This window comes from Rheinheimera sp. 4Y26 (assembly GCF_025245835.1).
Classification (GTDB): domain Bacteria; phylum Pseudomonadota; class Gammaproteobacteria; order Enterobacterales; family Alteromonadaceae; genus Pararheinheimera.
In genome coordinates this window covers 189,423-213,618 of record NZ_JAOBWS010000002.1, presented here as the reverse complement: position 1 = coordinate 213,618, position 24,196 = coordinate 189,423, and the positions used below count along the sequence as shown (strand labels likewise).

The following is a 24,196-nucleotide window of genomic DNA, read 5'->3' as shown; positions in this document are numbered from 1 at the left end:
AGTAACCCTGAATAGTTCTGGCGGTCCTGATGGCTAAATCCAGAGACAATAGCTGTAAAAAGAACAAAACCAACAGCAACACAAACCAAAAAAGCGCCGAAGCGCTTTTTATCTTTATGCTGAACTGAAACGGTAAGACAATACAACAGAGATTGGCGTGCTTATTACTCACCCAGAACCTCGTGCCTCACAGGCAAAAGCTGAACCTCTCAGAGCTCGGCTTTTTCGCGTTTAGAGCCGCCAAAACATTTTGGTGAGGCCGGTGGTTTTTCCGCATAATATTCGTACCATTCGGCTGGCGTATAAGTATGTAAAGCCAGTGCATGAATTTTTTCCGCCAGCTCTTCGGCCACCACGGCGTTCACTGCACGGTGGCGCGCCAGTAAACGCATGCCATCAAAAGCCGGTGTCACTATCACTACTTTAAAATGGGATTCTGCTCCAGGCGCCACACTGTGCATATGACTTTCATCAATCACATCCAAAAAGACCGGATCGAAGGCGCTTAACAATTTCTGCTCTATTGAGGTATGAATTAACATTGCTGTCGTTCCTTCAGGTTGTCTGCTTAATCTGTACTCTAGTTGGCGCGCAGTCGCTTGTCAGCAGCTGTTTGCACGCAAAAAAAGATATTTATTTTCACTTGCCAAAGCACGTTAAGGCCGTCTATGGCGCCGATTTGATATAACGAAAAGTTAAGTTAAGCCGCACTGAATCTGCCTGTTTTTGTTTAGGTACTCTGTGTTGCCAGAACTGCTGGCAAGGGGCCGCCATCAGCAATAAATCGCCATCTTCGAGCTGGAGGCTGAGCTGATAGCCGTCGGTTTTATGTTTTAAATCAAAGCGTCTGCCCTGCCCCAGACTTAAGGACGCAATATCAGGGGCATTACCAAGCTCAGGTTCATCGTCACTGTGCCAGCCCATATGCTCTTCACCCTGACGATACAAATTTAATAACACCGCATTAAATTGCCGGTTCAGTTGCCGGTTCACCCATTGCGTCAGTTGCCATACCAAAGGATGCCAGGCCTGCGGCTGAAAAGTGACGCCGGAATAACGGTAACAACAATGTGGCTCGCCCATCCAGACCTGTAATCTTGGGATCAGTACCGCTTTGCCAAATAACCACAATTGCGGCTGTTGCCAATCCAATTCCTGCTGCAGCCGGCTCAGATAATGCTGCGTTTTTTCCGCGGGCAGCCATTGTTTCCATAACCATAATTCGGCCTGTGGCAACAGAAACTGCCTGGCTTGCCGCTTCACTGCAGTTTGGTTGTCGCTCTGGAGCAAGTCTGGCAAAATAGCCCCCTTTTTGCTGACTGTTGTGATGTTATGACCAATCTATGCCAAATCGCTGGCCTGAGCCTGTTGCTGGACCGTTATCCACCCGGGCAGAAAAACCGTAGTTTACAGGCATGGGATGCAGCTGACGAGTTGTTACTGAACACTGTGTTGCCGCTGCTGGGCTCTTCACATTCCCCACAACAGCTGCTATTGCTGAACGATCAATTTGGCGCCCTGGCCTGTGCTTTAGCTCAATACGCACCGGTGCAAAGTTCGGATTCTTATATTTCTCAACTGGCCACAGCACATAACTTTGTGCAAAACCAGCTGGATTTAAGCCAGATCACCCAAATCGGTAGCCTGGATCCTTTACCTAATGCCAGTGTGGTTTTACTGAAAATCCCAAATAATCACAGTTTTCTGCGTTATCAGCTCAGACAAATCAAACAGCAGCTCTGCGCAGATACTCAAATTTTTGCCAGCGCCAAAGCCAAAGACATTACACCAAATCTGCTGGCTATTTTTCAGCAGGAACTGGGGCCAACCACAGCATCACTGACGGTCAAAAAATGCCGGCTTATTATCAGCAAGATAGACAGCGCCCAACCCTCCCCCGCCACACCGCAGTTTCCGCTGTTATGGCAAGCCGACGGTTTTCAACTGGTCAACCATGCCAATGTATTCTCACGCGAACAGCTGGATATAGGCGCACGTTTTTTACTGCAGCATCTGCCGCTTTGTACCGCCGGTCAGTATGTCATTGACCTTGGTTGTGGTAATGGCGTGCTTGGCCTTGCCATGCTACAGCAACAACCAGAACTGAAGCTGACCTTTACCGATGAATCTTATATGGCGGTGGACTCAGCCCGGTTAACCCTTGCCGCCAACAGGCCGGAATTGCTTAGCCAGGCTGAATTTGTGGTGGATGATTGTTTAAGCCGCCAGGCCGATAATTCAGCCGATGTAATCATTTGCAACCCGCCATTTCATCAACAAAATGCGGTGACTGACCATATTGCCTGGCAGATGTTTGCCGACGCGCGGCGCGTGCTGAAAAAAGACGGCAGGCTGCGTATTGTTGCCAACCGCCATCTGGCCTACAGCGAAAAGCTCGCCCGTTTGTTTGGCGGTTGTATTCATGTAGCCAGTAATGCAAAATTTACCATTCTTGAAGCCATTAAAAGGAAATGAACATGCGTTTTTTAGTTTTAGCATCAATGCTGGCCCTGACCGCCTGTAGCAATCCTGTTCCGTCCTTTATTGTGGCGCCACAGGTGTTCTGGAATCAGAGCAACCAGCTCAATGGCGTTGCTTTTAGCCTGAATGTACAGGACAACAGACCAACCAACGGCACGCTGATCATGCGTGACGGCGATAAAGTAAATTCATATCCAACAAGCAATAATCTGCCGCAGCAGCTGCAGGACGTACTGACCGATGCACTGAGCAAACAAGGTGCACAGGTGTCAGGTGCTGAACCTGTGGTGGTGACTATCCAAATCAACCAGCTTGAAGCCAATGCCGAACTGCGCACCGTAGAACATATTGTGAAAAACAATGTAGAACTGACAGTGCTGATTGAGCGCGAATCAGGCTCATTTAACAAAAGCTACAGCGGCAAAAGCAGCTTTTCTGGTCCATTTAAGTTAGACACTGCTGTGGCAGAACGTGAACTTCGGGTGTTAACAGAACAAGTGCTTGGTAATCTGCTGCGTGACCCGAGCTGGCAGGAATTTCTGAGGAACTAACCATGTGGAAATCGCTGCTTGCTGTGTTATTGGTTGTCAGTGGTGCCGCTCAGGCGGCCGGTGAGTTTTTGCAAAAAGATAATCTGTTCCCGCGTGTGCGTTTGGAAACTTCGGCCGGCAATATTGTAGTGGAACTGGACCGCAGTAAAGCCCCGCTGACGGTCAATAACTTTTTAAGTTATGTTGAAAAAAAGGCATATGACGGCACCTTGTTTCACCGCCTTGAGCCTGAGTTTGTGCTGCAGGGCGGTGGTTATGACCGGGATTTAAAACCAATCAAGGACTTAAAGCCGGTCTTTAATGAATCCGGTAATGGTGTAAAAAACCGTCTCTACACTATTGCGATGGCAAGACAAAACGATCCACACAGTGGTACCAGCCAATTTTTCTTTAATTTAAATGACAATCCAAGTCTGGATCCTGGCAAAAACTGGGGTTATGCCGTCTTTGGTTCTGTGGTTGAAGGTACTGAAGTCTTTGATAAGATTAAGACCCTGGAAACCGGCTATAACGAAACTTTAGGCTGGGAAAATGTGCCGAAAAAACCACTGGTATTAAACCGGGTAATTTTACTGCCAGCCCAATAAAGCCCGCTATACTTGCCCTAACGGTGCCCTTATTTAGCAAATGCTAATGGGGCGCCGGATCATTGAGTCTGCAGTCAGAGACTTGTCGTTAACAGTGAAGTTAACCTCAGCGACCAGGGTCGCCGGTATCAGGGCAAACATCATGTTACAGTCCTTTATTGACGATAAATCACAACAATTGATTTATTTTGTCTCACGCTTTTTCCGCGGCCAATTGCCGCACCGGGAATTACATTTATTTGTCTGGGACACGCTGGAAGAGTGGGCGCAGCTGAAAATCAGCCAGAATATACCAGCCACCTTCCGCGAACAGGTGTTTTGGCATGTGTTGTATCAGCTGGAATTCTGGTCAGAACAGGAACTGCGCCATGACCGTATTTTACGCCGTCAGCTGCAAAATTGTCTGGGCTACTTACGCGGTAAAACCAGGTTGCCGCAGGACTGTGTCGGGATCAGACCTTAAGCCCGCCTGCGACCTTCCCCCAGCGCAAGCTGACGTCTGCCAACGCCGCTATTTCTGACTACTTTTTCTAACTAGTTGTGCCTTTTGCCACTTTCTTCTGACCTGCCTCTTTGTTAAGGTGCTGCGTGCATTACATCTGAGATGCCTGGCATCACACCGGAGACCCCCTGCATGTCTGACGCCGTCACCCCAACTGGTTTTCGGGTTGCTTTACAACAATACCGCGACATTCGGTTATTTTATATTTTCCTACTCGGTTGTTCGTCCGGTTTTCCCTGGGTGCTAATTGGTTCAGCCATGAGTGGCTGGCTCAAAGATGCCAATTTATCCCGCGCTGCTATTGGTTATTTTGGTTCTGTCACTGCAGTTTTTGCGCTGAACTTTTTATGGGCTCCGCTGGTTGACCGGCTGCATTTACCTTACTTTCACCGGACTCTTGGACAACGCCGCAGCTGGGTGATCAGCATGCAGCTACTGATTATGCTGGCCACTTTTGCTATCGCTTTTACCAATCCGGGTTTTAGTTTGTTATGGACTTCATTACTGGCGTTATTGATTGCGATAGCTGCTGCCACTCAGGATGTGGCCATTGATGGTTATCGTATTGACATTATTGGTCAAAATGAAAATAAACTGCCGGCAGCAGCCGCCATGGGCGTGATGGGCTGGTGGACTGGGTATTCTTTGCCCGGTTATTTTGCTTTTCATTATGCCGACAGCTGGGGCTGGCCTGCGGTTTATCTGGGTATGGCATTGATGTGGTTATTGCTGGCTGTTCTGACGCTGATGGTGAAAGAGCCGGCAAGCAACAGGGACTTGCTGCAACAAAAAGCCGCTCTGCGTTACCAGCATTCATTACAACACCCAGCCCTGTTGTGGTTAACAGTGACAGTGGTCGAACCTTTTGCCGAATTTTTCCGCCGTAACGGCCTGACACTGGCGCTGCTGCTGATCAGCTTTGTGTTTGTGTTTAAACTGGGCGAAGCCTTTTTAGGCCGCATGTCGATTCAGTTTTACCGCGAAGTGGGTTTTAGCAATGAACAAATTGCCGAATATTCCAAACTGATTGGCTGGGGCGCAACACTGGTGTTTACGTTACTGGGCAGTTTATTAAATGTGCGTTTTGGTGTGATCAAAGGACTAGTGCTAGGCGGCCTGACCATGGCGGCCAGCAACCTGATGTTTGCCTGGATAGCGGAAGTGGGCCCGGACGAAAATCTGCTGCTGTGGACCATTTTACTGGATAACTTTACCACTGCTTTTTCTATTGTGGCTTTTGTTGCCTTTCTCACCAGCTTTACCGGTGTGGCTTTTTCGGCCAGTCAATACGCGCTATTGGCATCTATCGGCAACTTTGGCCGAACTACTGTCGCTTCGTTTGGCGGCAGTATGGTAGACATGCTGGATGGCAACTGGAGTCTGTTTTTTATTATTACGTCGCTGATGGTGATCCCTGGTTTATTGTTGCTGTTTGCCATAGTGCAGCAACTGAAAAAACGTCGGGCTCTTGCTGAATAAAACGCCGGAAATACCGGCAAACACAGCCTGATGAGGTATTTCAGCAACAAAAAAGCCGCAAAAATTGCGGCTTTTTTGTGTCAGTTGCTGAGTCTTATGCCTGACTCAACACCTGCTTTAATCCGTCCGCTGGGTCTACTTCCAATGCCTGACAATACCGGACAAACTCCACCACATCCAGGCGACGCTCCTGGTTCTCAACTTTTCCAATAAATGAATGTGGGGTACCCAATACTTCAGACAGACTACGCATGGTGTGGCCTTTATCCTGCCTTTGCCGCTTTAACCATAAACACAGTCTCTTGTTCTCGTCAGAAATGACGCTTTTAGTACCTTTCATAACGTTTTCTTCTCCCAGCGTTAATCGCTTTTTTTATGTCAAACACTTCCTGCCAAATCAAAATCCAAACCTTATTGGTGTCCCAATAAGCAATAAATATCAGTTAATTAAACCATAGGATGCGACGAGCGTACAGTTACAGACGTTAAAATTTGTAGCTGCAGACAACCTCGAGGTTTATCTAACTGATATAAAACAAGAAATATGCAAGCTTTACGCAGCGTGTTGCAAAATGCTGTACAAACAGCACACAAGCAAAAGACAAATAACATACAACTGTGAAATTGATGTTATAAAATCGGCGCCATATTAGCGCAGAAAAAATTATTGAACCATCGGTACAAAAAAATAAATGCGGAAAAAACAGACAGAACAGACCAGTTCCGAGCTTTGCCGGAACTGGTCAAACAGCGGATCAAACGGAAAAGCTGGAACCACAACCACAAGTGGTGGTTGCATTGGGGTTTTGTACGATAAAACGGCTGCCTTGTAAGCCTTCGGTGTAATCTACGGTACCGCCCATCAGATATTGCAGGCTCATCGGGTCAACCACCATCACCACGCCATTTTTTTCAACAGTAAGGTCGCCATCATTGACCTTTTCATCAAAGGTAAAACCGTATTGAAAACCCGAGCAACCGCCGCCAGTCACATAAACCCGCAGTTTTAACTCCGGATTTTCTTCATCCGTAATGAGCGTAAGCACTTTATTGGCGGCCGCATCCGTAAATTGAATCGGAACCTGAATTTCAGACATTGCTTAACCTCAGCTGGAAAATGGGCGCAAATTATCTAATACCTGACTAATTTATTCAAGTATTTCACCGGGCAGCGCTTCATGCCATAACAAGGTTTTGCTGACCTTTGCAGCTTTCTGACCACGGCTTGCCGGCACGCTGACCGTCACTTCAACTTGTCCGGCATCAAAAGCTGCGGGCAACACAAACTCACCTTCAAAAATCTGAAAATGTTTAAAGCTAAAACGCCGGTCTGCCTTGGCAAAACCGGCCAGCTTTAATAAATCGACGCTGGTTTTTTTACCTTGTTTTTTACCGTGCAGCATCAGGCTGATCTGGCCTTTGGCAAAGTTTTTCTGTTTATCCTGCTCAATCAGCACCAGATTAAACTTATAACTGCCTACTGCGCTGCCTTTGGTCAGGCTAAAACTTTCAATAATTAAACTGTTGGCCTGCAAGTCAGGTGAAATAATTTTCTGATAAAACGCCAGCTCTTTACGGGTATCAAACAACTTTTGCTGCTCAGCTTTTAAGTCCTGCTGCTGCAGTGCGGTGGTGTTGCGTTCCACCGCCAGCTCAGCGGTCAGATAATCTGTTTGTTTCAGCTGCTGTGCCAGAGCCTGCTCTTTTTGCAGTAATTGCTGTTGTAACAGCTCAAGCTGTTCGCTTTGTTGGCGCAGCTGCTGCACCAGGGTCAGATTGCCCAGTTGCCAACCGGCCAGCGCCGCCACAACGGCTGTTGAGGCAAGCCACACCAGCTGTTTGCGACGCTGCGCCAGCCATAAGCTGAATCGTTGAAGTTTCATCAAAGCACTCAAAGTGTTATGTTTGTCATTCAGTGTTGTTATTGCCGGTACTTTAGCATGAAATCCTGGCGTTTATGGCTACCGCCGCTCAGGCGGCGGCTGGCTTTACCCGTCACCTCACTCCAGTTGTGTCTGCTTGGCCTGGCCGGCGGACTTATTGCTGCTGCGCTGATTATTTTATTCCGACTGGCCATTGTCGGTATTCAGGCGATTTATCTTGAGCACAGTGACGACTTTACCTCCTTGCCAGCGCTGGAACGGCTGGTACTGCCATTTATTGCCGCAGTGCTTATCAGCCTGCTTGGTTTGTTAATTGGCCTGCGCCATTACCGGCTGGGCATTCCTTTTGTGATTCATCGTATTAAAGTGAAATACGGCATGATGCCGCTGAAAAATACTTTGCATCAGTTTATTGGCGGCATCACTGCGCTGTCCGCCGGTTTTTCGGTAGGGCGTGAAGGCCCTTCGGTGCACTTAGGTGCTTTTGGTGCCAGCAGCCTGGGGTCTTATCTGCGTTTACCTTATAACAGCATTCGTATTCTGGCCGGTTGTGGTATTGCCGCCGGTATTTCCGCATCTTTTAATACACCTTTAGCCGCGGTTATTTTTGTGATGGAAGTGGTGCTGCGCGAATACCGTATTCATGTGTTTGTGCCCATCATGCTGGCCTCTATGGCAGGAGCTCTGGCCACACGGGCTGTGTTTGGCGAAGGCAATGATTTAGCCTCTATCACCATGATTTCATTAAGTAACTGGCATCTGCCTTATCTGGCACTCTGCGGTATTGCCATGGGCGTGGTCGCCACCTTTTTTAATAAAAGCCTGATGAAAACCATGACCGTTTTTAAAAGCTGGCATCTGGCGTTGCGCCTTGGTCTGGCGGCAATGATCACTGCCGGCATTGGTTATCTGGTACCACAAGCTTTGGGGGCTGAAACCGGTGCTATCCATTATGCGGTGACGGCGCCAGCTGAACTCACGCTGCTGTTTGCTATTTTCCTCGCGAAAATTATTTTGACCGTTACCGCCCTTGGCCTTGGCGTGCCCGGCGGTATTGTTGGTCCGGTCTTTGGGATAGGCATTGTGATGGGCACATTATTGGCATTTTTGCCAGGTCTGGTGATAGGCGATCATTCGGTGGCTGGAACTTATGCAGTGCTTGGCATGGCCGGTATGATGGCGGCAACTTTGCACGCGCCACTGGCGGCTTTAATGGCAGTGACTGAACTTGCCGCTAACCCTGAACTTGCGGTACCTGCCATGTTGGTGATCACCGCTTCTTATGTCACTGCAGTGCAGTTTTTCCAGACCAAATCAATTTTCCTGCAACAACTTGATTTTATGCAACTGCCCTATAAATTGTCGCCGGCTGACGATGTGCTGCAAAAAGTTGGGGTGCTTGCTATGTTGCAGCAGGATTATCAGGTGCTGGAAAACCCAACAGATGCGCAGGTGATTCAGGCGCTTGACTCTATGCCGGTGCAACAACCTCTGCTGATTAAACGCAGTTATGCCGTGGACCAACATTACCAGCTGGCCAGTTATGACGTTTCTATGTCGATGACCGGCGAAAGTTCGCTGAAGTTTTTACCGGTCTCGGCACTTAGTCACCAGGCCACTATGGCTGAGGTATTTGCTGAACTTGGCGACCAGCGCGAAGGCGCAGTGCTGATTTACGACGATGAAGATGCGCATCAGCCACTGGGTTTAGTGCTGTGGGAACAAGTCCGTAGCTTGTTAATGCGGCAAAATAATTTACTGTAACAGGAACAACAATGTCTTTATTGATGCTGTACAAAGGTTTGCATATAGCTTTTATGGTGGCCTGGTTTGCCGGAATTTTTTATCTGCCACGTTTATTTGTCTACCACGCTGGCAATCAATCGGCTGAAGTTGATGCCATTTTTAAAGTGATGGAAAGGCGGCTGCTGTATTTTGTCACCCCTTTTGCTGTGCTGACGTTAGTGTTTGGATTGCTGCTTATTTATAACTACGGCGCTGCCTGGTTTAAAGCAAGCAGCTGGTTACATTACAAACTGCTGCTGGTGATGTTTTTGTATGCTTATCATGGTTATTGTTTTAAGTTGTTATCCGACTTCAAACACGACCGCAATCAAAAAAGCCCGCGTTTTTACCGCATTTTTAATGAATTACCTGTGCTGGTGATGTTTGCCATTATTTTACTGGCGGTGATGAAACCTGTCTGATGGCCTTCGTGTTTAGCGCCTGACTTTGTTATACTGCGCGCCAGTTCAGCGGCCTAGTGCCGCTTTCTGTCACTTCAAGCAATAGGCACCCAAGATGAGCTTCAAAGGCGAACATATCCTTTCGGTGAAACAATTCGATCGCGACAGTATTCAACATATTTTCCAGATAGCCCAAAGCATGGAACCTTATGCTTATCGCAAAAAGCGCACCACTGTGCTGGATGGCGCCATTCTGGGAAACCTGTTTTTTGAACCCAGCACCCGTACCCGCGTCAGCTTTGGTTGTGCTTTTAACCTGCTGGGTGGTGAAGTCCGCGAAACCACAGGGATGCAGTCGTCGGCTTTATCCAAAGGCGAGTCATTGTTTGATACGGCCCGTGTCATCAGCAGTTACAGCGACGTGATTGCCATGCGCCACCCGCAGGCAGGTTCTGTTGCTGAATTTGCCGAAGGCAGCCGGGTGCCGGTACTCAATGGTGGTGACGGTGCCAATGAACACCCAACTCAGGCCTTGTTGGATTTATTTACCATAGAACGTGAGCTGGCCGCATCAGCGCAAAAAATTGATGGCATGCACATTGCCATGATTGGTGATTTAAAATTTGGCCGCACCGTGCATTCTTTATCCAAGCTGCTGGCCTTATATAAAAACATCAAATTTACCCTGATAGCACCAAACGAGCTGGCGATGCCGGACGACATTATCGCCACTATTGAAAATGCTGGTCATCAGGTGACTATTACCGACCAGCTGGCCGGCAATATTAATGCCGATATTGTGTACCAGACCCGTATTCAGGAAGAGCGTTTCCCCTCGCAGGAAGAAGCCAATAAATACCGTGGTAAGTTCAGGTTAAATCAGCAAATTTACACCCAGCACTGTAAATCCAATACGGTCATTATGCACCCGCTGCCACGCGATTCGCGCCTTGAAGCAAACGAGCTGGATAACGATCTGAATTTAAACCCGAATCTGGCGATTTTCCGTCAGGCCGACAACGGCGTGCTGGTACGGATGGCGTTATTTGCGTTAACCCTTGGTGTTGAAAACCTGGTCAGCAAATACGAAAAAGATGTGCCCTGGTATTCGAATAAAGGGTTCTCTAATAAAGGCTAACCGAACAAAAGTTAATTTTATCCATAGCGCAGCATCAGCTGCGCTTTTGCCTTCAGGAATTTTTCATGACAACTTTATCTGAACAACTGTTTAGCCGCGCGCAAACAACTATCCCAGGTGGCGTGAATTCGCCGGTACGGGCTTTTAAACATGTCGGTGGCACACCGGTTTTTATCGACCGCGCTGACGGCGCCTACATTTATGATGTCGATGGCAAACAATATATCGACTATATCGGCTCCTGGGGCCCGATGTTGCTGGGCCACAACCACCCTGCCATCCGCGAAGCTGTGATTCAAGCCGCCGAAAAAGGCTTAAGTTTTGGCGCGCCCTGCCCTGCTGAAATTGAAATGGCGGAATTAGTGACATCCTTAGTGCCGTCGATGGAAATGGTGCGGATGGTAAGTTCAGGTACTGAAGCCACCATGAGTGCGATTCGCCTGGCGCGTGGCTATACCGGCCGCGACACTATTGTGAAGTTTGAAGGTTGTTACCACGGTCATGCCGACTCTTTGCTGGTCAAAGCCGGTTCTGGCGCTTTAACTTTGGGCGTGCCGAATTCGCCTGGTGTACCTGCTGATTTTGCTAAATACACCCTGACTTGCGAGTTTAATAACCTCGAGCAACTTGCTGCTTTATTTGCCGAAAAAGGCGCTGATATCGCCTGTGTGATAGTTGAGCCTGTGGCCGGCAATATGAACTGTATTCCGCCAAAACCAGGTTATTTACAGGGTTTACGCGATTTATGTGACCAATATGGTGCTGTGCTGATTTTTGATGAAGTGATGACAGGTTTTCGTGTTGCCTTGGGTGGCGCTCAGGCGTATTACGGCGTCAAGCCGGACTTAACCACATTGGGCAAAATTATCGGTGGTGGTATGCCGGTGGGTGCTTTTGGTGGCAAAAAAGAAATTATGCACCATATAGCGCCGCTTGGCCCTGTGTATCAGGCCGGTACTTTGTCGGGCAACCCTATCGCCATGGCGGCGGGTTTAGCGGCCTTAAAAGAAATCAGTAAAGCCGGTGTTTATGAAACTTTAACCGCTAAAACTGCACAGTTATTGGCTGGTTTAACAGCGGCGGCAGCCAAACATAAGGTGCCGTTTTCAGTCAATCAGGTGGGTGGTATGTTTGGTTTGTTTTTCACCGACAAACAAAATATCAGCAGTTATGCCGAAGCAACCCAGTGTGACATTGAAGCTTTTAAGAAGTTTTTCCATCTGATGTTGCAGGAAGGCGTTTATCTGGCACCTTCTGCTTATGAAGCCGGCTTTTTAAGTCTGGCGCACAGCGATGCCGACTTAGCCACCACTATTGCTGCTGCAGATCGGGCTTTTGCCAAACTGTAAACCACAAGCAAAGCCTGGTGCTTAACAAAAAACAAAAGCCGTCATTGTGACGGCTTTTTTGTGGGTTCCGACTGACTTAACCAACCGATATCGGTCTGAATATTCAGCTCTGACTGATAATACAAGGCACTGTCGTCAAAGCCGCCAAATAATGCCTGAGGGGTTACAGTTTCAGGTAACGCCAGCTGTTGTACAGTCTGGCTTTGCCAGTCCATCTGCCATAACCGGGTTTTACCCTGTTGCTTCGCGACCCAAAAAAGCCCGTCTCTGGTACTCAGCCACTGTTCAGGCACAGTATCACGCCAGTTCAGCTGAACGGGCAGGCTTTGCAATTTACCATCCGCCCCGGACCATAGCTGTAGCTGGTCCGAACCAAGCTGTTGCAACACCAACTGCCCGTCTGGCGCACAGTGCACCGCTGTGATATCCGGTAATAACAACTGTGCTTCGCCATTGGACTGTTGTTGCCACAATTGCCAGCCTTTTTCGGTCCATTGGGTAAACAACAAACGCTCATCACAGACAGTCAGCTGCGCAGGGCGGTTAATATCCTGTAACTCTAAACTGCCGTCTGATAAATTCACCTGATACAGCTGCAGGTCAATCAAAGCATACAACTGTTGTTGCCACCACAGTAACTGCTGAACCTGACGCTGCCCCTGAAAATGGGTTAATTGCCGCAGCAACTGTTGCTGATACAACCAAATCTGACTATTGCCCGAGCGCTCCGACACAAAAGCAATTTGATCGCCCATGGCCGCCAGCCTGGTTTCATTTTTACTGCTATGCAGCCACGGCAGCTGGTTGGTGCCTGACACCGGCGACTGTGGCGCATGAAGCGGCAATAACTCCAGATCTGTGTTACGGCCACTGGCATAAGAGGTTAGCAGCTGCTCTTCAACCCGCTGTGCTTCGGCAAAACCTGTTTGTGCTGTTTGTAGCCGGATCACCTTGCCGGATGACAACCTGAACTGCAACAAAGCTTCGGCCGAACTTAACAACAAGGTATTTTGCTGCCACAGACTCAGATCGGTAATGTCAAAAGCAAAATCCTTCAGCCAGCGAATAGAATGCAAAGCCAGGTCAAACTGAAACAAAGAGTCTGAATAAAAGTCTTTTTCCACCACCAGATACAACTGCCCGTCCTGAGCCAGTAAGTGTCTGGGCCTGCGGTATTGTGGTGCAAACTGATATAACAGCTCTGCCGCTTTGCCCTTGTTTAAATCTGACAGCTGCTGTTGCCAGATCTGCACCTGCCCCGTCTCTTGATCTTGCGCCAGCCAGTATAAACGACCGCCATCCAGCGCCAGGCCATGACTCACCACTTGATGGCAAGGCATCAGCATTTCGCTCTGATGTTTTGCTAAATCAATATGCTGGCGGTAAAAATGACACTGGCCATTTTTTTCCGCCTGAAACAGAAAAAAGTCGGTATTCAGCCAGACAGCGCGGCTGATAGTGGTAAAGCCATGTACAGCCACAACTTTTTTATGGCTTTTGCTGTGATGCGCCAACCAGTGCCAATCAGACTGGTCCGGCGCCTGATATTGATAAAATATCCACTGCTGGGCCGGCGACCACAAAGCTGCCCGCTCCTGCCCTTTGAGCGCACTAAAATTCACCATTTTGTTGTAAACCGGCTGACGCGCCTGCATACCGGCATGAATTAAAAACAATGCAAAACCGACAAATAAACACAGCAGTAGTACAGTGCTTGCTACTAAATGAGGCCAGCGTTTGGGGGCTTCATGGGGTGGCTGGGGGCCAGGCACTGCAACCGGGCTCAGCTCAACGTGCTCCGGATGCATCCGGGCTTCCGGCCATAATAAGGGGGGGGCTTGCAAGGATTCAGCTGGCAATACCGCTGTAGGCAACACCACAGCGGGCAGATCTTCTGCGTTCAGGTGTTGCAGCTCTACCGCTAAAGTCCAGCGATAACCTCTTTTCGACAAGGTTTCGATACAAGGGCCTTCAATGAGGCCAGGCTGCAAAATTTTGCGTAAACTGGCCACAGCCCGCATCACGGCAGCATCTGTGCCTTCGGTATCTGGCCAGACATCATCCATCAGCTGATCTTTAGAAATAATCTGCATCGGATGGGCAAGGAAATAGTTCAGTAGCTGATGCAGCCTTGGTTCAAGCCGTACCTGGTGTTCAGGAGAATCGCTCAGGATCAGACGCCCGGCGACTTGATCATAACGCCAGTTAGCAAAACAAAGATAAGGTTCGGCAATTGGCACCGCAGCCTCCCCGGCAGACATTCTGCGGGGGAGTATACAACAAAGACAGCATGTTTTGAGAGAAGGTTTTTGTAACCAGTGATTTTAACTTTTTATTTAAAGCACTGATTTGATTTACCTTTAATAGCTGAAACGACCATTAATCTACAGAGTCGCAATGTGGAACTACATATTTGCAATCCGCTGCAACTACCGGATCAGGTTGTTGTTGCTGACTTTCTTCGGCCGGAACATCCGGATTTTGCGGGTCTGCTGCGACAACAGGTGCAAAACCGGTGATGGCGCAAAGGGCTAAAGCTAATACATACTTGTTCATGATGTTCTCCTTGTTAATGTTATAACGAGCAGAACTATTAATAGCCACAACCCACTGTTATACCTGACGAAAAACCAACAAAAGCATGATAAAAATCACACTTGCGGCTTTATTCCGGTATTTTGACTTCCACTATATCCATATCCCCCGGTGTGCCCTGCAGGGAGTACACATATTTTTCGTTGATACTGACCGAAAATCTTTTTAATGAATAATTCATTTCCAGTTTTAAGTCATGCACTTCGCCGGTTTGCAGCTCATAAGCCAGGATGCTGGTTTTATTCTCATGAATACGCTGGCTGAAATACAAATACTGTGAGCGCAAAATCATTTGTGGCAGCGCAAAACCAGCAGATTCAACCGGCAAATTGACCACTGTGCCATCCTGACGTGTTAACTGATAACCGCCATCACTGATGCGGCGGCCAACCTGATACTGCCCATCCGGACTTTCTTTAAAATAATCCAGATCGCTGGCATAAACCTCCTGCTGCAGCATACTGATATTTACCTTCATAATTTGCCAGCGGCCATTATTGCTGCTGGAAAAATAAATATACTTGCCGTCGTGGCTCCAACCCGGATCACGGGCACTTTGCTCAGACTGCGTCAACTTGAGGGGCGCTTCACCTTCAGCAAATAACCAGACCTCGTTACCGATATTGGCCAACAAATGTCGGCCATCCGGTGAAAACTCCATGCCCTTGGAAATAATACTTTCAGTGAAATTGCTGATTTGTTGTTGCCGCCCATCCGGGTAATACAACCAGATTTGCGGTAAACCGGAGCGGCTGGTCAGCACAGCGGCAGGGCCACCTTCTACCGGATTCATTTCGGCAATATTTTCGCTGCGGCTGGATTGAAACACCTGTTCTGTGGCGGAAGCCTGATGAAATAGCGGGTTTTCCACTTTCAGAATATTGGTTTTGCGATATTGCCCTACAGTGGAATAAATCCGGCCTTGCTGGCTGACCAGGGTATCGGCCACTGTATCAAAGGTATTAAACAACACTGCGTTGTGGCCTGTGCTCACATCGACCACAGACATAGTCGCACTGCTGGTTGGATAAATTATTTTTCTGTCATTGTCATACCAGTCGATATTCATCGGATAGCTGCCACTGAGCTGCAGCAATAAGCGGCTGGAACGACTGGCTAAATCCATCAGCCAGATTTGGCCGGCAGAGCCACCGTCATCACGGATAAAAGCCAGTTGGTCACCTTTTTTCGAAAACCGTACCGCAAAATCGCCCTGACTGGTTTGTGGCGGAATGGTGAGCTGCTCCTGCTTACCTCCGGCAAAGGGATATAACATCAGCACCGAATGCTGCAGTCCGTCTGGTGTATGTGGATACACCAGATAAGCGCCGTCCGGCGACCAACTTAAACGCCCGCCCAGACTTTTGGCCCCACAGTTGGTCAGGAGCTCATCTTTGGCCAGAGTCGTTTTGCCAGCATCCAGCGTGATCACGCGGATTTCACACTGTTTTTCATCAACTATCCGCTGATACGCAATTTGTTGCCCGTCCGGACTCCAGGTAGGGCCAGACAATAAATCTTTGCCACTGAGCATGACGCGGGTTTCAAAGTTCTCCAGATTCTGCAGCACCAGTTCAACGGTCTCATAGTCGGGCAACAGGTGGTTGTACACTATATGCCGGCCGTCCGGACTGACAGCCGCGTTATATTCCAGGCCAATCATGCTGGAAATAGGGTCAAAGCGGGCAAAAGGTTTGATGTTATTGTCCTGCATGGGCAGATACAGATAACGCCAGCCCAGATATAACAAAGCACAACCGGCCAGGCTAATAAGCCCAAGGTTTCTTAACAAAGATGGACGGGGTTTAGCGGCCACCTGCTGAGGTTTGACTGCAGGTGGCGTAAACTCCTGTGCTGCAGTGCTGAGTTCAGCGCCCTGTGCCAGCATCACTTCAGCTACTGGCGCAATAAACCGGAAACCTCTTTTGGGAATAGTTTCGATATAAGTCGGCTCGCGGCTGTCATCACCCAAGGCTACCCGCAGCACCCGGATCACTCTGGAGATCCGGCCATCAGATACATCCCTGACCCCCCAGACATCTGCCAGTATTTCATCGCGGGTAATTAAACGCCCGGCGTTGACGATAAAATAGTTAACGGCTTTCTGGCATAAGTTGTCCAGATCTGCTGTGGCGGTAATTTCACCGGCAGCACTGAACTTCACTAACTTATCCTGTTGTGGCAGGTACCACCAATCACCGACTTTTAGATGTTGTTCTGGTTTAGATGACATAGCCTACTCATATCGCTGATAACAAATTAATCACAACTGGTCTGCACTGGCATTTCACCCCAAATCACGGGCAATAACAATACGTTAACGCAAGATTCTGCGACAAAACGACCGCTGTCTTTGCTAACAAATTGTTTCGTCACATTCTCGGGCACCCCCCGGAACAGAGAGTTTGCGCCAAGCTGTTGAAAGTAATGTGAAAATACCGGCAAGGCACCACTACCGCCGGTCAGACCAATTTCTTTATTGTCATCGCGGCCCAGCCAGACAGTCACACCTGTTTCATGGTCAAAACCGGTAAACCAGCTGTCGCGATAATCGCTTGAGGTGCCGGTTTTACCGGCAAAACGCTGACGTGGAAACTGTTGTGACAAACTCTGGGCTGTGCCAGTCTGAGTGGCCTGCTGCAGCGCATATTGCAATAAATAACTGGCCGAAGCGTCAATTTTACTTTGCGCTTTCACTTTGCGCTGATACACCGGCTCCCCTAACTGGCCAGTCACTGCAGAAATAGCAGCCAGTTCCAGATATTGCCCTTTATTGGCAATAGTCTGATACAGCTGAGCCACTTCCAGCGGACTCATTTCTACCGCCCCTAACAAAGACGACGGCTGTAATTTCACCTCACGTTGTAAACCCAGCTTTTGCAGACTCTGGCCAAGCGCCGGTAATCCCAGCTGCAAACCAAGCCGCACCGTTGGAATATTCAACGACTCACTAAGCGCCTGAATAAGCGGCACATTACCACGGAATTTTTTATCATAATTGAGCGGTTGCCAGTTGCGGCCGCCGCTTTTTAAATTCAGCGGAGTGTCGGCAAGCACTGTTCCCAGATGAAACCTGGCCGGCTGCATTAAGGCCGTCAGGTAAACCACGGGTTTAATAATGCTGCCAATTTGCCGTTGTGCTGAAATGGCTCTGTTGTAACCGGCAAAACTGGTGTTACGGCCGCCCACTATGGCTTTGAGCGCGCCCTGCTGATAGTCGGTGACTACCATAGCGGCTTCAATATTTTTATCCAGTTTTGTCAGCCGGTTCAGCACTGCTTGCTCGGCGGCTTGCTGCGCCATCGGATCCAGATAAGTGAATACCCGGATGCCATTTTCCAGCTGCGATTTATCCTGCACTATAGCGCGCAGCTCCTGCCGCACTTTGTCGATATAAGCCGGGAAACGGCCTTTCAGGTGGTCACCGAGTGGGATCACATCCAGCGGCCGGTCGGTGGCGGCACGCCACTGACTTTCATCCAGCAAACCATGGTCGCGCATCATGCCAAGAATAAGATCACGTCTGTCTTCGGCTCTTTTTGGGAAACGGCGTGGATCATAAAAAGACGGCCCTTTGATAATGCCAATCAGCAGCGCGTATTCATGGGGTTTCAGTTCCGCCAGCGGTTTACCAAAATACAATTTACTGCCAAGGCCCAGGCCATGCACCGGGTTTGCCTTAAACTGTCCCAGCGATATTTCGTTTATATAAGCTTCTAAAATCTGATCTTTGCTGTAGCGGTAATCCAGCACCAGTGCGATCAGCGCTTCGTTAATTTTGCGCAGATAACTGCGCTGCTGATTGGTATACATGTTTTTGGCCAGCTGCTGGGTTAACGTAGAACCACCCTGCACCGTTTTGCCCGCCAGCATATTGGCCCAGGCCGCCCGGATCACCGACCACAGCGACACGCCGTGATGGCTGTAAAAATCGCGATCTTCCACCAGCAATAAAGTGTCTTTGATGGTGCGTGGCACTTTGGCAAGTTGAATCAGTTCCCGGTCTTCCTGCTCTGCCGCCACCAGATGTTGTAATAACTGTGGCTCCAGCTGTGCCACCGCGAGCGTCTTGCGCTCTTTGCCTGTGCTCAGGCTCTGCACAAATTCACCGGCAAAACCAATATGCAGCAAAGTTGCCACCTGATGACCTGTGGGGAAATCAAAAGCGCGGCGATATACCGATACTGTGTTGCCCTGCACATGATACTGGCCCGGGCCGTTTAACCTGGGGTCCAGGCTGTATTGCAGCCGTTTGAGTTCATCCAGCAGCTGATTTTGTGACAAATGGGTACCGGTTTTGAGCGTTAAGGCTCTGGCGTATAACTGCGCCGGAATTTGCCATTTTTGACCTGAGAATAATGTGGTGATTTTACTGTCGAGATAAATCAGATAAATAAATAACGTCAGCACCAGCACCAGCGCTGCTTTCAGGCAGAACCAGCCAATGGTTTTTACAATTGGATTCAGTGGCTTGGACTTTTTGCTCCGGCTTTTTTTGGCGGTCATTTTTGCATCGCTTTTTTCGTTTTATTGGTTGGCATCGCTTCCTGCGGATTGTCGGGCCAGAAATGTTTAGGGTAACGCCCGCGCATTTCTTTTTTGACATCCTGATAAGCGTTTTGCCAGAAACTGGCTAAATCACGCGTCAGCTGCAGCGGCTGACGCGATGGTGATAACAAAGTGATAGTCACGGCAATGGCGCCATGCGCCACTGTTGGGGTGTCAGACTGACCAAACATTTCCTGCAACCGTATCGCCATACTGACGCCATGCTCTTTGTCAGCATCTGCGCTGTACAACAGCGTAATATCGGTTCCCAACACTGAACGCCAGCTGGCTGGCAGCAAATTATTCAGTTGTTGTTGCTGGCTGTAACTTAACGATTGCCACAATAACTGGCGTACATCAAGTTTCTGTAGCGCTGCTAAGTTATTGATATCACCTAAATAAGGTGCCAGCCAACTGTGGGCGTTCTGCAATAAAGCCTGGTCAGAACAATCAGGCCAGCCGGCGTCCGGCTCCAGCCGCGCTGCCAGCAACAGCCGGTGTTTTAAATTCAGCGCCGCCTCAGTCCAGTTCAGCATCCCCAGGCCGCGCTTTTGCAGCCAATCGAGCCAGGCCTGACTTTTATCATCGGCACTCAGAGCCGCACTCAGGTTTTGTTTTTTCAGCACCAAAGCGCCAAAACGAAGCCGCTGTTCGGCAATAAAACGGCCGTTTTGCTCATCAAAGGCAAAGTGCCGCTCCGTCACCAACTGTGGCTGCCAGTATTGCTGTAAATCATCCGGTGATAACACACAGGCGGCGCTTATCAGCGCGTCTTTACCCAGCAGCCGTAAATCAGCCACGACCAGACAAGGACTGTGCGACAACTCATCATCGGCAGGGAGCTGCGCACCTGTGCCATTGGCCAGTAAATAACCCTGCCCCCGCTGAAGTGCAATGCGGTCCGGATAAGCAAAACCGAGCAGCACCCCGGACAATTGTTCCGGCAGATTTTGCTGTAATAACACAGAATCACAGCCCAGTTGCTGCAACAAAGTTCTGGCTTGTTGCAGCTGCGCACCCGACATCTGTTTAAGCGAGGCCACCAGATTGGTTTTTGCCACACGTTTATTGTCTTCAAGCATTGCAGCGAGCAAAGCAGCCAAAGCCGGCGCCGCCGGATAACCCTGCGCGGCTAAATTTTTGCTGTGCAATAACATCGATGCCAGCCTGGGCTCTGTAGCAATTTTTAACATAGCGCGGCCATGGGCCGTCAGTTGCAGCTCAGCATCCAGCGCGCCCAGCCACTGTAAACATTGTTCAGCAGCCGCCAATTGTGCTTTGGGTGGCGTATCCAGCCAGAATAAGTCTTCAACTTTGGCGCCCCAACCGGCAATTTCCAACCGTAGACCAATTAAATCGGCTTGCAGAATATCCGGTGTGGTAAAGGCGCTGCGCCTTGCCCATTTTTCCGGAGTGTCCAAGCGGTAACAAAACCCTGGTGCTAACCGGCCGGCACGACCGGCGCGCTGCACCGCCGACGCCTGACTGATTTGCACCGTCTCCAGTTTGCTAAAACCAAGCCTTGGCTGATACACCGCCTGGCGGGCTACTCCGCTGTCGATGACGAGCGTGATGCCATCAATGGTTAAACTGGTTTCCGCCACATTGGTGGCCAGCACTATTTTGCGCCGCCCTGCAGTCGACGGCGCTATAGCCTGCTGCTGCTCAGCCAGGGTTAAACTGCCAAGGAGCGCAAACACATCCACATCAGCGGGTAAATCAGCCGAAGTTAAATAATCGCGGGCACGTTCAATTTCCCGCTGACCGGGTAAAAACACCAGCTGACTGCCGGCGTGCTCTGCTAATAACTGGCGCGACAACCGCGCCGCCTGCAGCCATAACTCTTCCTGAGTCGGACTTTGATAGCGGATCTCTACCGGAAAACTACGGCCTTCACTTTGTATCAGCGGCGCCTGCAATTTGTCCGACAACTCAGCTCCGGCCAGGGTGGCCGACATCACCAGTATTTTTAGCTGCTCATTAAGCTGCTGCACTTCAAGGCTCAGTGCCAGCGCTAAATCGGCTTGTAACGAACGTTCATGAAATTCATCAAAAATCAGCAGATCCACCGCAGCAAGCTCAGGGTCTTGCTGAATTTTGCGCACCAACACCCCTTCGGTCACGATCAATAACCGGGTCTGTGCACTGCGTTGCTGCTCGCCCTTGATTTGATAACCGACAGTCTGGCCCGGCTTTTCACCCAGCTGAGCCGCCAGATAAGAAGCAATACTTTTAGCCGCCAGCCGGCGCGGCTCAAGCATGATGATGTTTTTGCCTGAAAAATCGGGGTGTTGCAGTAAATAAAGTGGCAGATAGGTGGATTTACCGGCGCCTGGCGGCGCCGTTAATAGTACACGATGGTGCTGTTGAAGATGGGCACTTAGCGCCGCACAAATCTCAGCAACAGGTAAAGTCACAACATCATCCTACAAAAAACCGGTCAGTTGCCGTTGCGGGCAGCCGGCCTTGTCCATCAGGCCGTTTCCGCCAGTAAGGTATGGGCCACTAACCGGATGCCGGTGCCTGTTGCACCTGCGCCCCAGAAACCATTGGCGGTGTTGTGAAAAGCAGCGGCCAGATCAATATGCAGCCAACCTTTGCCATCATTGGCGACAAAACGGCTTAAAAAGCCGGCGGCATTGCTGGCACCACCGGTTCCACCACCTTTTACCGGTCTGCTGTTGGCGGTGTCGGCATAAGGAGACGGGCATTGCTGCTGATGCCAGCGCTCGAGCGGTAATGGCCAGGCCGGTTCAGACACCTGCTCTGCATAACCCAGTACGCGGTTTTGCAGGGCTTTGTCCAGTGCAAACAAGGCGTTGTATTCAGTGCCCACCGCCATCATAGCGGCGCCTGTTAAGGTCGCAGCGTCAATCACTAAAGGTGCTCCGGATGCGGCAGCACACATCAGGCCATCGGCCAGCACCAGCCGGCCTTCAGCGTCAGTGTTGACCACTTCTACAGTCACGCCGTTTTTATATTTTAAAATGTCGCCCAGTTTATAAGCGCGGCCGTTAATCAGGTTTTCGGCGCAGCACAGCACCAGCTGCACGCGTTTTTGCAGGCCCTGCAAAATGGCCAAAGCTAAAGCTGCGGTTACAGTCGCAGCGCCGCCCATGTCACATTTCATCGTTAACATGCCTTCAGAGGCTTTAATGGAATAACCACCGCTGTCAAAAGTAATGCCTTTACCCACCAGCGCTGCAGCAACTGGGGCATCAGCATGACCGGTCGGGTTAAAATCCAGCACCAGCATGGCAGGTGCTCTGTCACTGCCACGACCCACCGCATGAATGCCAATCCAGCCTTCGGCTAATAATTCATCACCGACTAAAGTGCGGTAACTGATACTGCCGCGTGGCGCCACGGCTTCTAAAAACAGCGCAGCTTCAGCACATAAAGTTTGCGGCGATAAGTCTTCCGGTGTCTGGTTAATTTGTTTTTTCGCCCAGGCAAAACATTGCTGTAACTGCACCAGCTGATTCACGTCCTGCTCAGTGCCTGCCCAGCTGACGCCGCCCAGTTTTTTTGCAGAACAAAAACCCTGATAAAAAGCCCACTGTTTGTCGATGCTCCAGCCTTCACCCGCCAGCTGCACCTGCTGCAAACCCAGGCCATCTAAGGTACGGCCGGCCTTTTGGATAGTACGCAGTTCATCAGTGGCGCTCTGATGAATTTGATAACCGTCTGCTGTTGGCGTCAGCGCCGGATTTTTACCAAAACGTTCATCGGCAGCAGTGCTGGTCAGGGTAATTTGCAACAGTTGAGTCATATAAATTCCGCAGTAAAAGCAAGGAAAGAGGGCCGGAGTGTACCACAGCAGCTTTTACACTTTACAGCCCTGAACCAAAGCAAATCGGGACATCAAACCAGCATGAACGCTGAATAAATCAATAAGCTGACAACAGCAACCGCGCTTTGCCGCCGGAGCTTTATTTGGTTAATGCGGCAAGACGAATACCGAATGCACCATTTTGGCACTTAAGCTCAGTAGCAAAACGGCAAAGATTTTTTTCAGTACAGCAACGGGTAAACGATGCGCCAGCTTGACGCCCAAAGGCGCGGTAAAATAACTGACCACAGAAATCAACAATACTGCCGGCAAATACACATAACCGACACACCCCCACGGCAACCGGGCACTGTGCTGCCCTGCACTTAATTCACCACTCAGTGCGTAACCCAGCGTGCCACTGAGCGCTATAGGTAAACCAAGGGCAGCCGAAGTGCCAATGGCCTGCTGCACTTTGACATTACACCAGGTTAAAAAAGGCACCGTTAGAGAACCGCCGCCTATAGCAACCAAAGCGGAAATACCGCCAATGCCAACACCAACAGCTGCGGTAGCCACAGCGCCTGGCAAAGTACGATTGGCTTTTGGTTTGATATTCAGCAGCAACTGCAGCGCGACATATCCCATAAAAATACAGAAAAACAGCGCCAGATAATAAGAAGACACCTTAGATGCCAGCATGGCCGCTGCTAAAGTTCCCACCACTATACCGGGGCTCATGCGCCAAACCACTGGCCAAAGCACAGCCTGATGCTGATGGTGGCTGCGGGCGCTGGCAAAAGCAGTAACAATAATAGCGGCCATAGATGTTGCAAGCGCCAGATGCACCTGCTGACCGGGCGCCAAACCAGTTACAATAAATAAGCTGGTCAGTACCGGCACCATAATACCGCCACCACCCACACCCAACAGGCCGGCAAAAAATCCAACAACACCGCCTAAAATTAAATAAGCCCACCACAATTCCATCATCTTCTTCCTTTATAGTGTTGTGCTGTCTCGCTGTGGTGATTGTGCCTTTAGAGCTTTTGTATGTTGATCAGGCTGCGGCAAGCTTTAGCCGTCAGCAGAGCACCCCTTCACCGGGGCAGCTCAGGGTAAAGC

21 protein-coding genes are annotated in these 24,196 nt (G+C 49.6%); 9 read left to right on the top strand and 12 right to left on the bottom strand.

Translation table 11 applies throughout. The features are described 5' to 3' along the window. Positions 1-209 precede the first annotated feature (209 nt). Both N3Z11_RS04825 and N3Z11_RS04820 read right to left on the bottom strand, forming a co-directional pair. Entirely contained in the window at positions 210-542 is a 333-nt protein-coding gene (locus N3Z11_RS04825) for a BolA family protein (RefSeq protein WP_260656024.1), read from the bottom strand. 124 nt (positions 543-666) lie between these two features. Further along, complete coding sequence (locus tag N3Z11_RS04820) at positions 667-1,299, bottom strand: alpha-ketoglutarate-dependent dioxygenase AlkB family protein (RefSeq protein ID WP_260656023.1); 633 nt, start codon at positions 1,297-1,299, stop codon at positions 667-669. 33 nt (positions 1,300-1,332) lie between these two features. On the opposite strand from N3Z11_RS04820, the gene N3Z11_RS04815 reads away from it, so the two are divergent. From N3Z11_RS04815 to N3Z11_RS04795, 5 genes are all read left to right on the top strand, one after another. Further along, positions 1,333-2,475, top strand: a complete 1,143-nt coding sequence (locus tag N3Z11_RS04815) for a methyltransferase (protein WP_260656022.1) — start codon at positions 1,333-1,335, stop codon at positions 2,473-2,475. Between the two features lie 2 nt (positions 2,476-2,477). Then, the gene (locus N3Z11_RS04810; protein WP_260656021.1) at positions 2,478-3,032 is read left to right on the top strand and encodes a YajG family lipoprotein; all 555 of its coding nucleotides are present in this window, start codon (positions 2,478-2,480) and stop codon (positions 3,030-3,032) included. Positions 3,033-3,034: 2 nt separating this feature from the next. Continuing rightward, positions 3,035-3,619 (top strand): peptidylprolyl isomerase, encoded by a 585-nt coding sequence (locus tag N3Z11_RS04805; RefSeq protein ID WP_260656020.1) that lies wholly within the window; start codon positions 3,035-3,037, stop codon positions 3,617-3,619. A gap of 142 nt (positions 3,620-3,761) precedes the next feature. Next, the gene (locus N3Z11_RS04800) at positions 3,762-4,082 is read left to right on the top strand and encodes a hypothetical protein (RefSeq protein ID WP_260656019.1); all 321 of its coding nucleotides are present in this window, start codon (positions 3,762-3,764) and stop codon (positions 4,080-4,082) included. Between the two features lie 171 nt (positions 4,083-4,253). Continuing rightward, positions 4,254-5,600: an AmpG family muropeptide MFS transporter gene (locus N3Z11_RS04795; protein WP_260656018.1), complete on the top strand. Its 1,347-nt coding sequence runs from the start codon at positions 4,254-4,256 to the stop codon at positions 5,598-5,600. Positions 5,601-5,694: 94 nt separating this feature from the next. On the opposite strand, the gene N3Z11_RS04790 is transcribed toward N3Z11_RS04795, so the two are convergent. From N3Z11_RS04790 to N3Z11_RS04780, 3 genes are all read right to left on the bottom strand, one after another. Continuing rightward, positions 5,695-5,940, bottom strand: a complete 246-nt coding sequence (locus N3Z11_RS04790) for a helix-turn-helix domain-containing protein (protein WP_260656017.1) — start codon at positions 5,938-5,940, stop codon at positions 5,695-5,697. A gap of 415 nt (positions 5,941-6,355) precedes the next feature. Next, entirely contained in the window at positions 6,356-6,697 is a 342-nt protein-coding gene (gene erpA, locus N3Z11_RS04785; protein ID WP_260656016.1) for an iron-sulfur cluster insertion protein ErpA, read from the bottom strand. 51 nt (positions 6,698-6,748) lie between these two features. Then, positions 6,749-7,483, bottom strand: a complete 735-nt coding sequence (locus N3Z11_RS04780; RefSeq protein WP_260656015.1) for a DUF6776 family protein — start codon at positions 7,481-7,483, stop codon at positions 6,749-6,751. A 57-nt stretch (positions 7,484-7,540) separates the two neighbouring features. On the opposite strand from N3Z11_RS04780, the gene N3Z11_RS04775 reads away from it, so the two are divergent. The 4 genes from N3Z11_RS04775 to hemL all read left to right on the top strand — a co-directional run bounded on the left by N3Z11_RS04775 (position 7,541) and on the right by hemL (position 12,156). Continuing rightward, entirely contained in the window at positions 7,541-9,247 is a 1,707-nt protein-coding gene (locus N3Z11_RS04775) for a chloride channel protein (RefSeq protein ID WP_260656014.1), read from the top strand. An 11-nt stretch (positions 9,248-9,258) separates the two neighbouring features. Next, on the top strand, positions 9,259-9,690 hold the full coding sequence (locus N3Z11_RS04770; RefSeq protein ID WP_260656013.1) for a CopD family protein: 432 nt from the start codon (positions 9,259-9,261) through the stop codon (positions 9,688-9,690). A 94-nt stretch (positions 9,691-9,784) separates the two neighbouring features. Further along, positions 9,785-10,807: an aspartate carbamoyltransferase gene (locus N3Z11_RS04765; RefSeq protein WP_260656012.1), complete on the top strand. Its 1,023-nt coding sequence runs from the start codon at positions 9,785-9,787 to the stop codon at positions 10,805-10,807. A 65-nt stretch (positions 10,808-10,872) separates the two neighbouring features. Beyond that, positions 10,873-12,156, top strand: coding sequence for a glutamate-1-semialdehyde 2,1-aminomutase (hemL, locus tag N3Z11_RS04760; RefSeq protein WP_260656011.1), 1,284 nt, complete (start codon positions 10,873-10,875; stop codon positions 12,154-12,156). A gap of 41 nt (positions 12,157-12,197) precedes the next feature. Here the strand turns inward: hemL and N3Z11_RS04755 are convergent, their stop codons facing one another. From N3Z11_RS04755 to N3Z11_RS04725, 7 genes are all read right to left on the bottom strand, one after another. Next, complete coding sequence (locus tag N3Z11_RS04755; protein WP_260656010.1) at positions 12,198-14,396, bottom strand: transcriptional regulator; 2,199 nt, start codon at positions 14,394-14,396, stop codon at positions 12,198-12,200. Positions 14,397-14,535: 139 nt separating this feature from the next. Continuing rightward, complete coding sequence (locus N3Z11_RS04750) at positions 14,536-14,712, bottom strand: hypothetical protein (protein ID WP_260656009.1); 177 nt, start codon at positions 14,710-14,712, stop codon at positions 14,536-14,538. 109 nt (positions 14,713-14,821) lie between these two features. After that, the gene (locus tag N3Z11_RS04745) at positions 14,822-16,984 is read right to left on the bottom strand and encodes a winged helix-turn-helix domain-containing protein (RefSeq protein ID WP_260656008.1); all 2,163 of its coding nucleotides are present in this window, start codon (positions 16,982-16,984) and stop codon (positions 14,822-14,824) included. 26 nt (positions 16,985-17,010) lie between these two features. Then, on the bottom strand, positions 17,011-19,257 hold the full coding sequence (mrcB, locus tag N3Z11_RS04740) for a penicillin-binding protein 1B (RefSeq protein ID WP_260656007.1): 2,247 nt from the start codon (positions 19,255-19,257) through the stop codon (positions 17,011-17,013). Continuing rightward, complete coding sequence (hrpB, locus tag N3Z11_RS04735; protein WP_260656006.1) at positions 19,254-21,716, bottom strand: ATP-dependent helicase HrpB; 2,463 nt, start codon at positions 21,714-21,716, stop codon at positions 19,254-19,256. Before hrpB ends, mrcB begins: the two co-directional genes overlap by 4 nt. Positions 21,717-21,772: 56 nt before the next feature. Next, the gene (gene pepB / locus N3Z11_RS04730; protein ID WP_260656005.1) at positions 21,773-23,071 is read right to left on the bottom strand and encodes an aminopeptidase PepB; all 1,299 of its coding nucleotides are present in this window, start codon (positions 23,069-23,071) and stop codon (positions 21,773-21,775) included. Positions 23,072-23,239: 168 nt separating this feature from the next. Next, the gene (locus N3Z11_RS04725; RefSeq protein WP_260656004.1) at positions 23,240-24,061 is read right to left on the bottom strand and encodes a sulfite exporter TauE/SafE family protein; all 822 of its coding nucleotides are present in this window, start codon (positions 24,059-24,061) and stop codon (positions 23,240-23,242) included. Positions 24,062-24,196: the final 135 nt, after the last annotated feature.

What these genes read in the sequence shown, in the direction of transcription:
- N3Z11_RS04825 (WP_260656024.1), bottom strand. Translation starts at nt 542, where the DNA reads ATGTTAATTCATACCTCAATAGAGCAGAAATTGTTAAGCGCCTTCGAT.
- N3Z11_RS04805 (WP_260656020.1), top strand. Translation starts at nt 3,035, where the DNA reads ATGTGGAAATCGCTGCTTGCTGTGTTATTGGTTGTCAGTGGTGCCGCT.
- N3Z11_RS04800 (WP_260656019.1), top strand. Translation starts at nt 3,762, where the DNA reads ATGTTACAGTCCTTTATTGACGATAAATCACAACAATTGATTTATTTT.
- hemL (WP_260656011.1), top strand. Translation starts at nt 10,873, where the DNA reads ATGACAACTTTATCTGAACAACTGTTTAGCCGCGCGCAAACAACTATC.
- N3Z11_RS04725 (WP_260656004.1), bottom strand. Translation starts at nt 24,061, where the DNA reads ATGGAATTGTGGTGGGCTTATTTAATTTTAGGCGGTGTTGTTGGATTT.
- N3Z11_RS04775 (WP_260656014.1), top strand. Translation starts at nt 7,541, where the DNA reads ATGAAATCCTGGCGTTTATGGCTACCGCCGCTCAGGCGGCGGCTGGCT.
- erpA (WP_260656016.1), bottom strand. Translation starts at nt 6,697, where the DNA reads ATGTCTGAAATTCAGGTTCCGATTCAATTTACGGATGCGGCCGCCAAT.
- N3Z11_RS04780 (WP_260656015.1), bottom strand. Translation starts at nt 7,483, where the DNA reads ATGAAACTTCAACGATTCAGCTTATGGCTGGCGCAGCGTCGCAAACAG.
- N3Z11_RS04765 (WP_260656012.1), top strand. Translation starts at nt 9,785, where the DNA reads ATGAGCTTCAAAGGCGAACATATCCTTTCGGTGAAACAATTCGATCGC.
- N3Z11_RS04790 (WP_260656017.1), bottom strand. Translation starts at nt 5,940, where the DNA reads ATGAAAGGTACTAAAAGCGTCATTTCTGACGAGAACAAGAGACTGTGT.
- N3Z11_RS04810 (WP_260656021.1), top strand. Translation starts at nt 2,478, where the DNA reads ATGCGTTTTTTAGTTTTAGCATCAATGCTGGCCCTGACCGCCTGTAGC.
- N3Z11_RS04770 (WP_260656013.1), top strand. Translation starts at nt 9,259, where the DNA reads ATGTCTTTATTGATGCTGTACAAAGGTTTGCATATAGCTTTTATGGTG.
- pepB (WP_260656005.1), bottom strand. Translation starts at nt 23,071, where the DNA reads ATGACTCAACTGTTGCAAATTACCCTGACCAGCACTGCTGCCGATGAA.
- N3Z11_RS04745 (WP_260656008.1), bottom strand. Translation starts at nt 16,984, where the DNA reads ATGTCATCTAAACCAGAACAACATCTAAAAGTCGGTGATTGGTGGTAC.
- N3Z11_RS04750 (WP_260656009.1), bottom strand. Translation starts at nt 14,712, where the DNA reads ATGAACAAGTATGTATTAGCTTTAGCCCTTTGCGCCATCACCGGTTTT.
- N3Z11_RS04815 (WP_260656022.1), top strand. Translation starts at nt 1,333, where the DNA reads ATGACCAATCTATGCCAAATCGCTGGCCTGAGCCTGTTGCTGGACCGT.
- N3Z11_RS04795 (WP_260656018.1), top strand. Translation starts at nt 4,254, where the DNA reads ATGTCTGACGCCGTCACCCCAACTGGTTTTCGGGTTGCTTTACAACAA.
- mrcB (WP_260656007.1), bottom strand. Translation starts at nt 19,257, where the DNA reads ATGACCGCCAAAAAAAGCCGGAGCAAAAAGTCCAAGCCACTGAATCCA.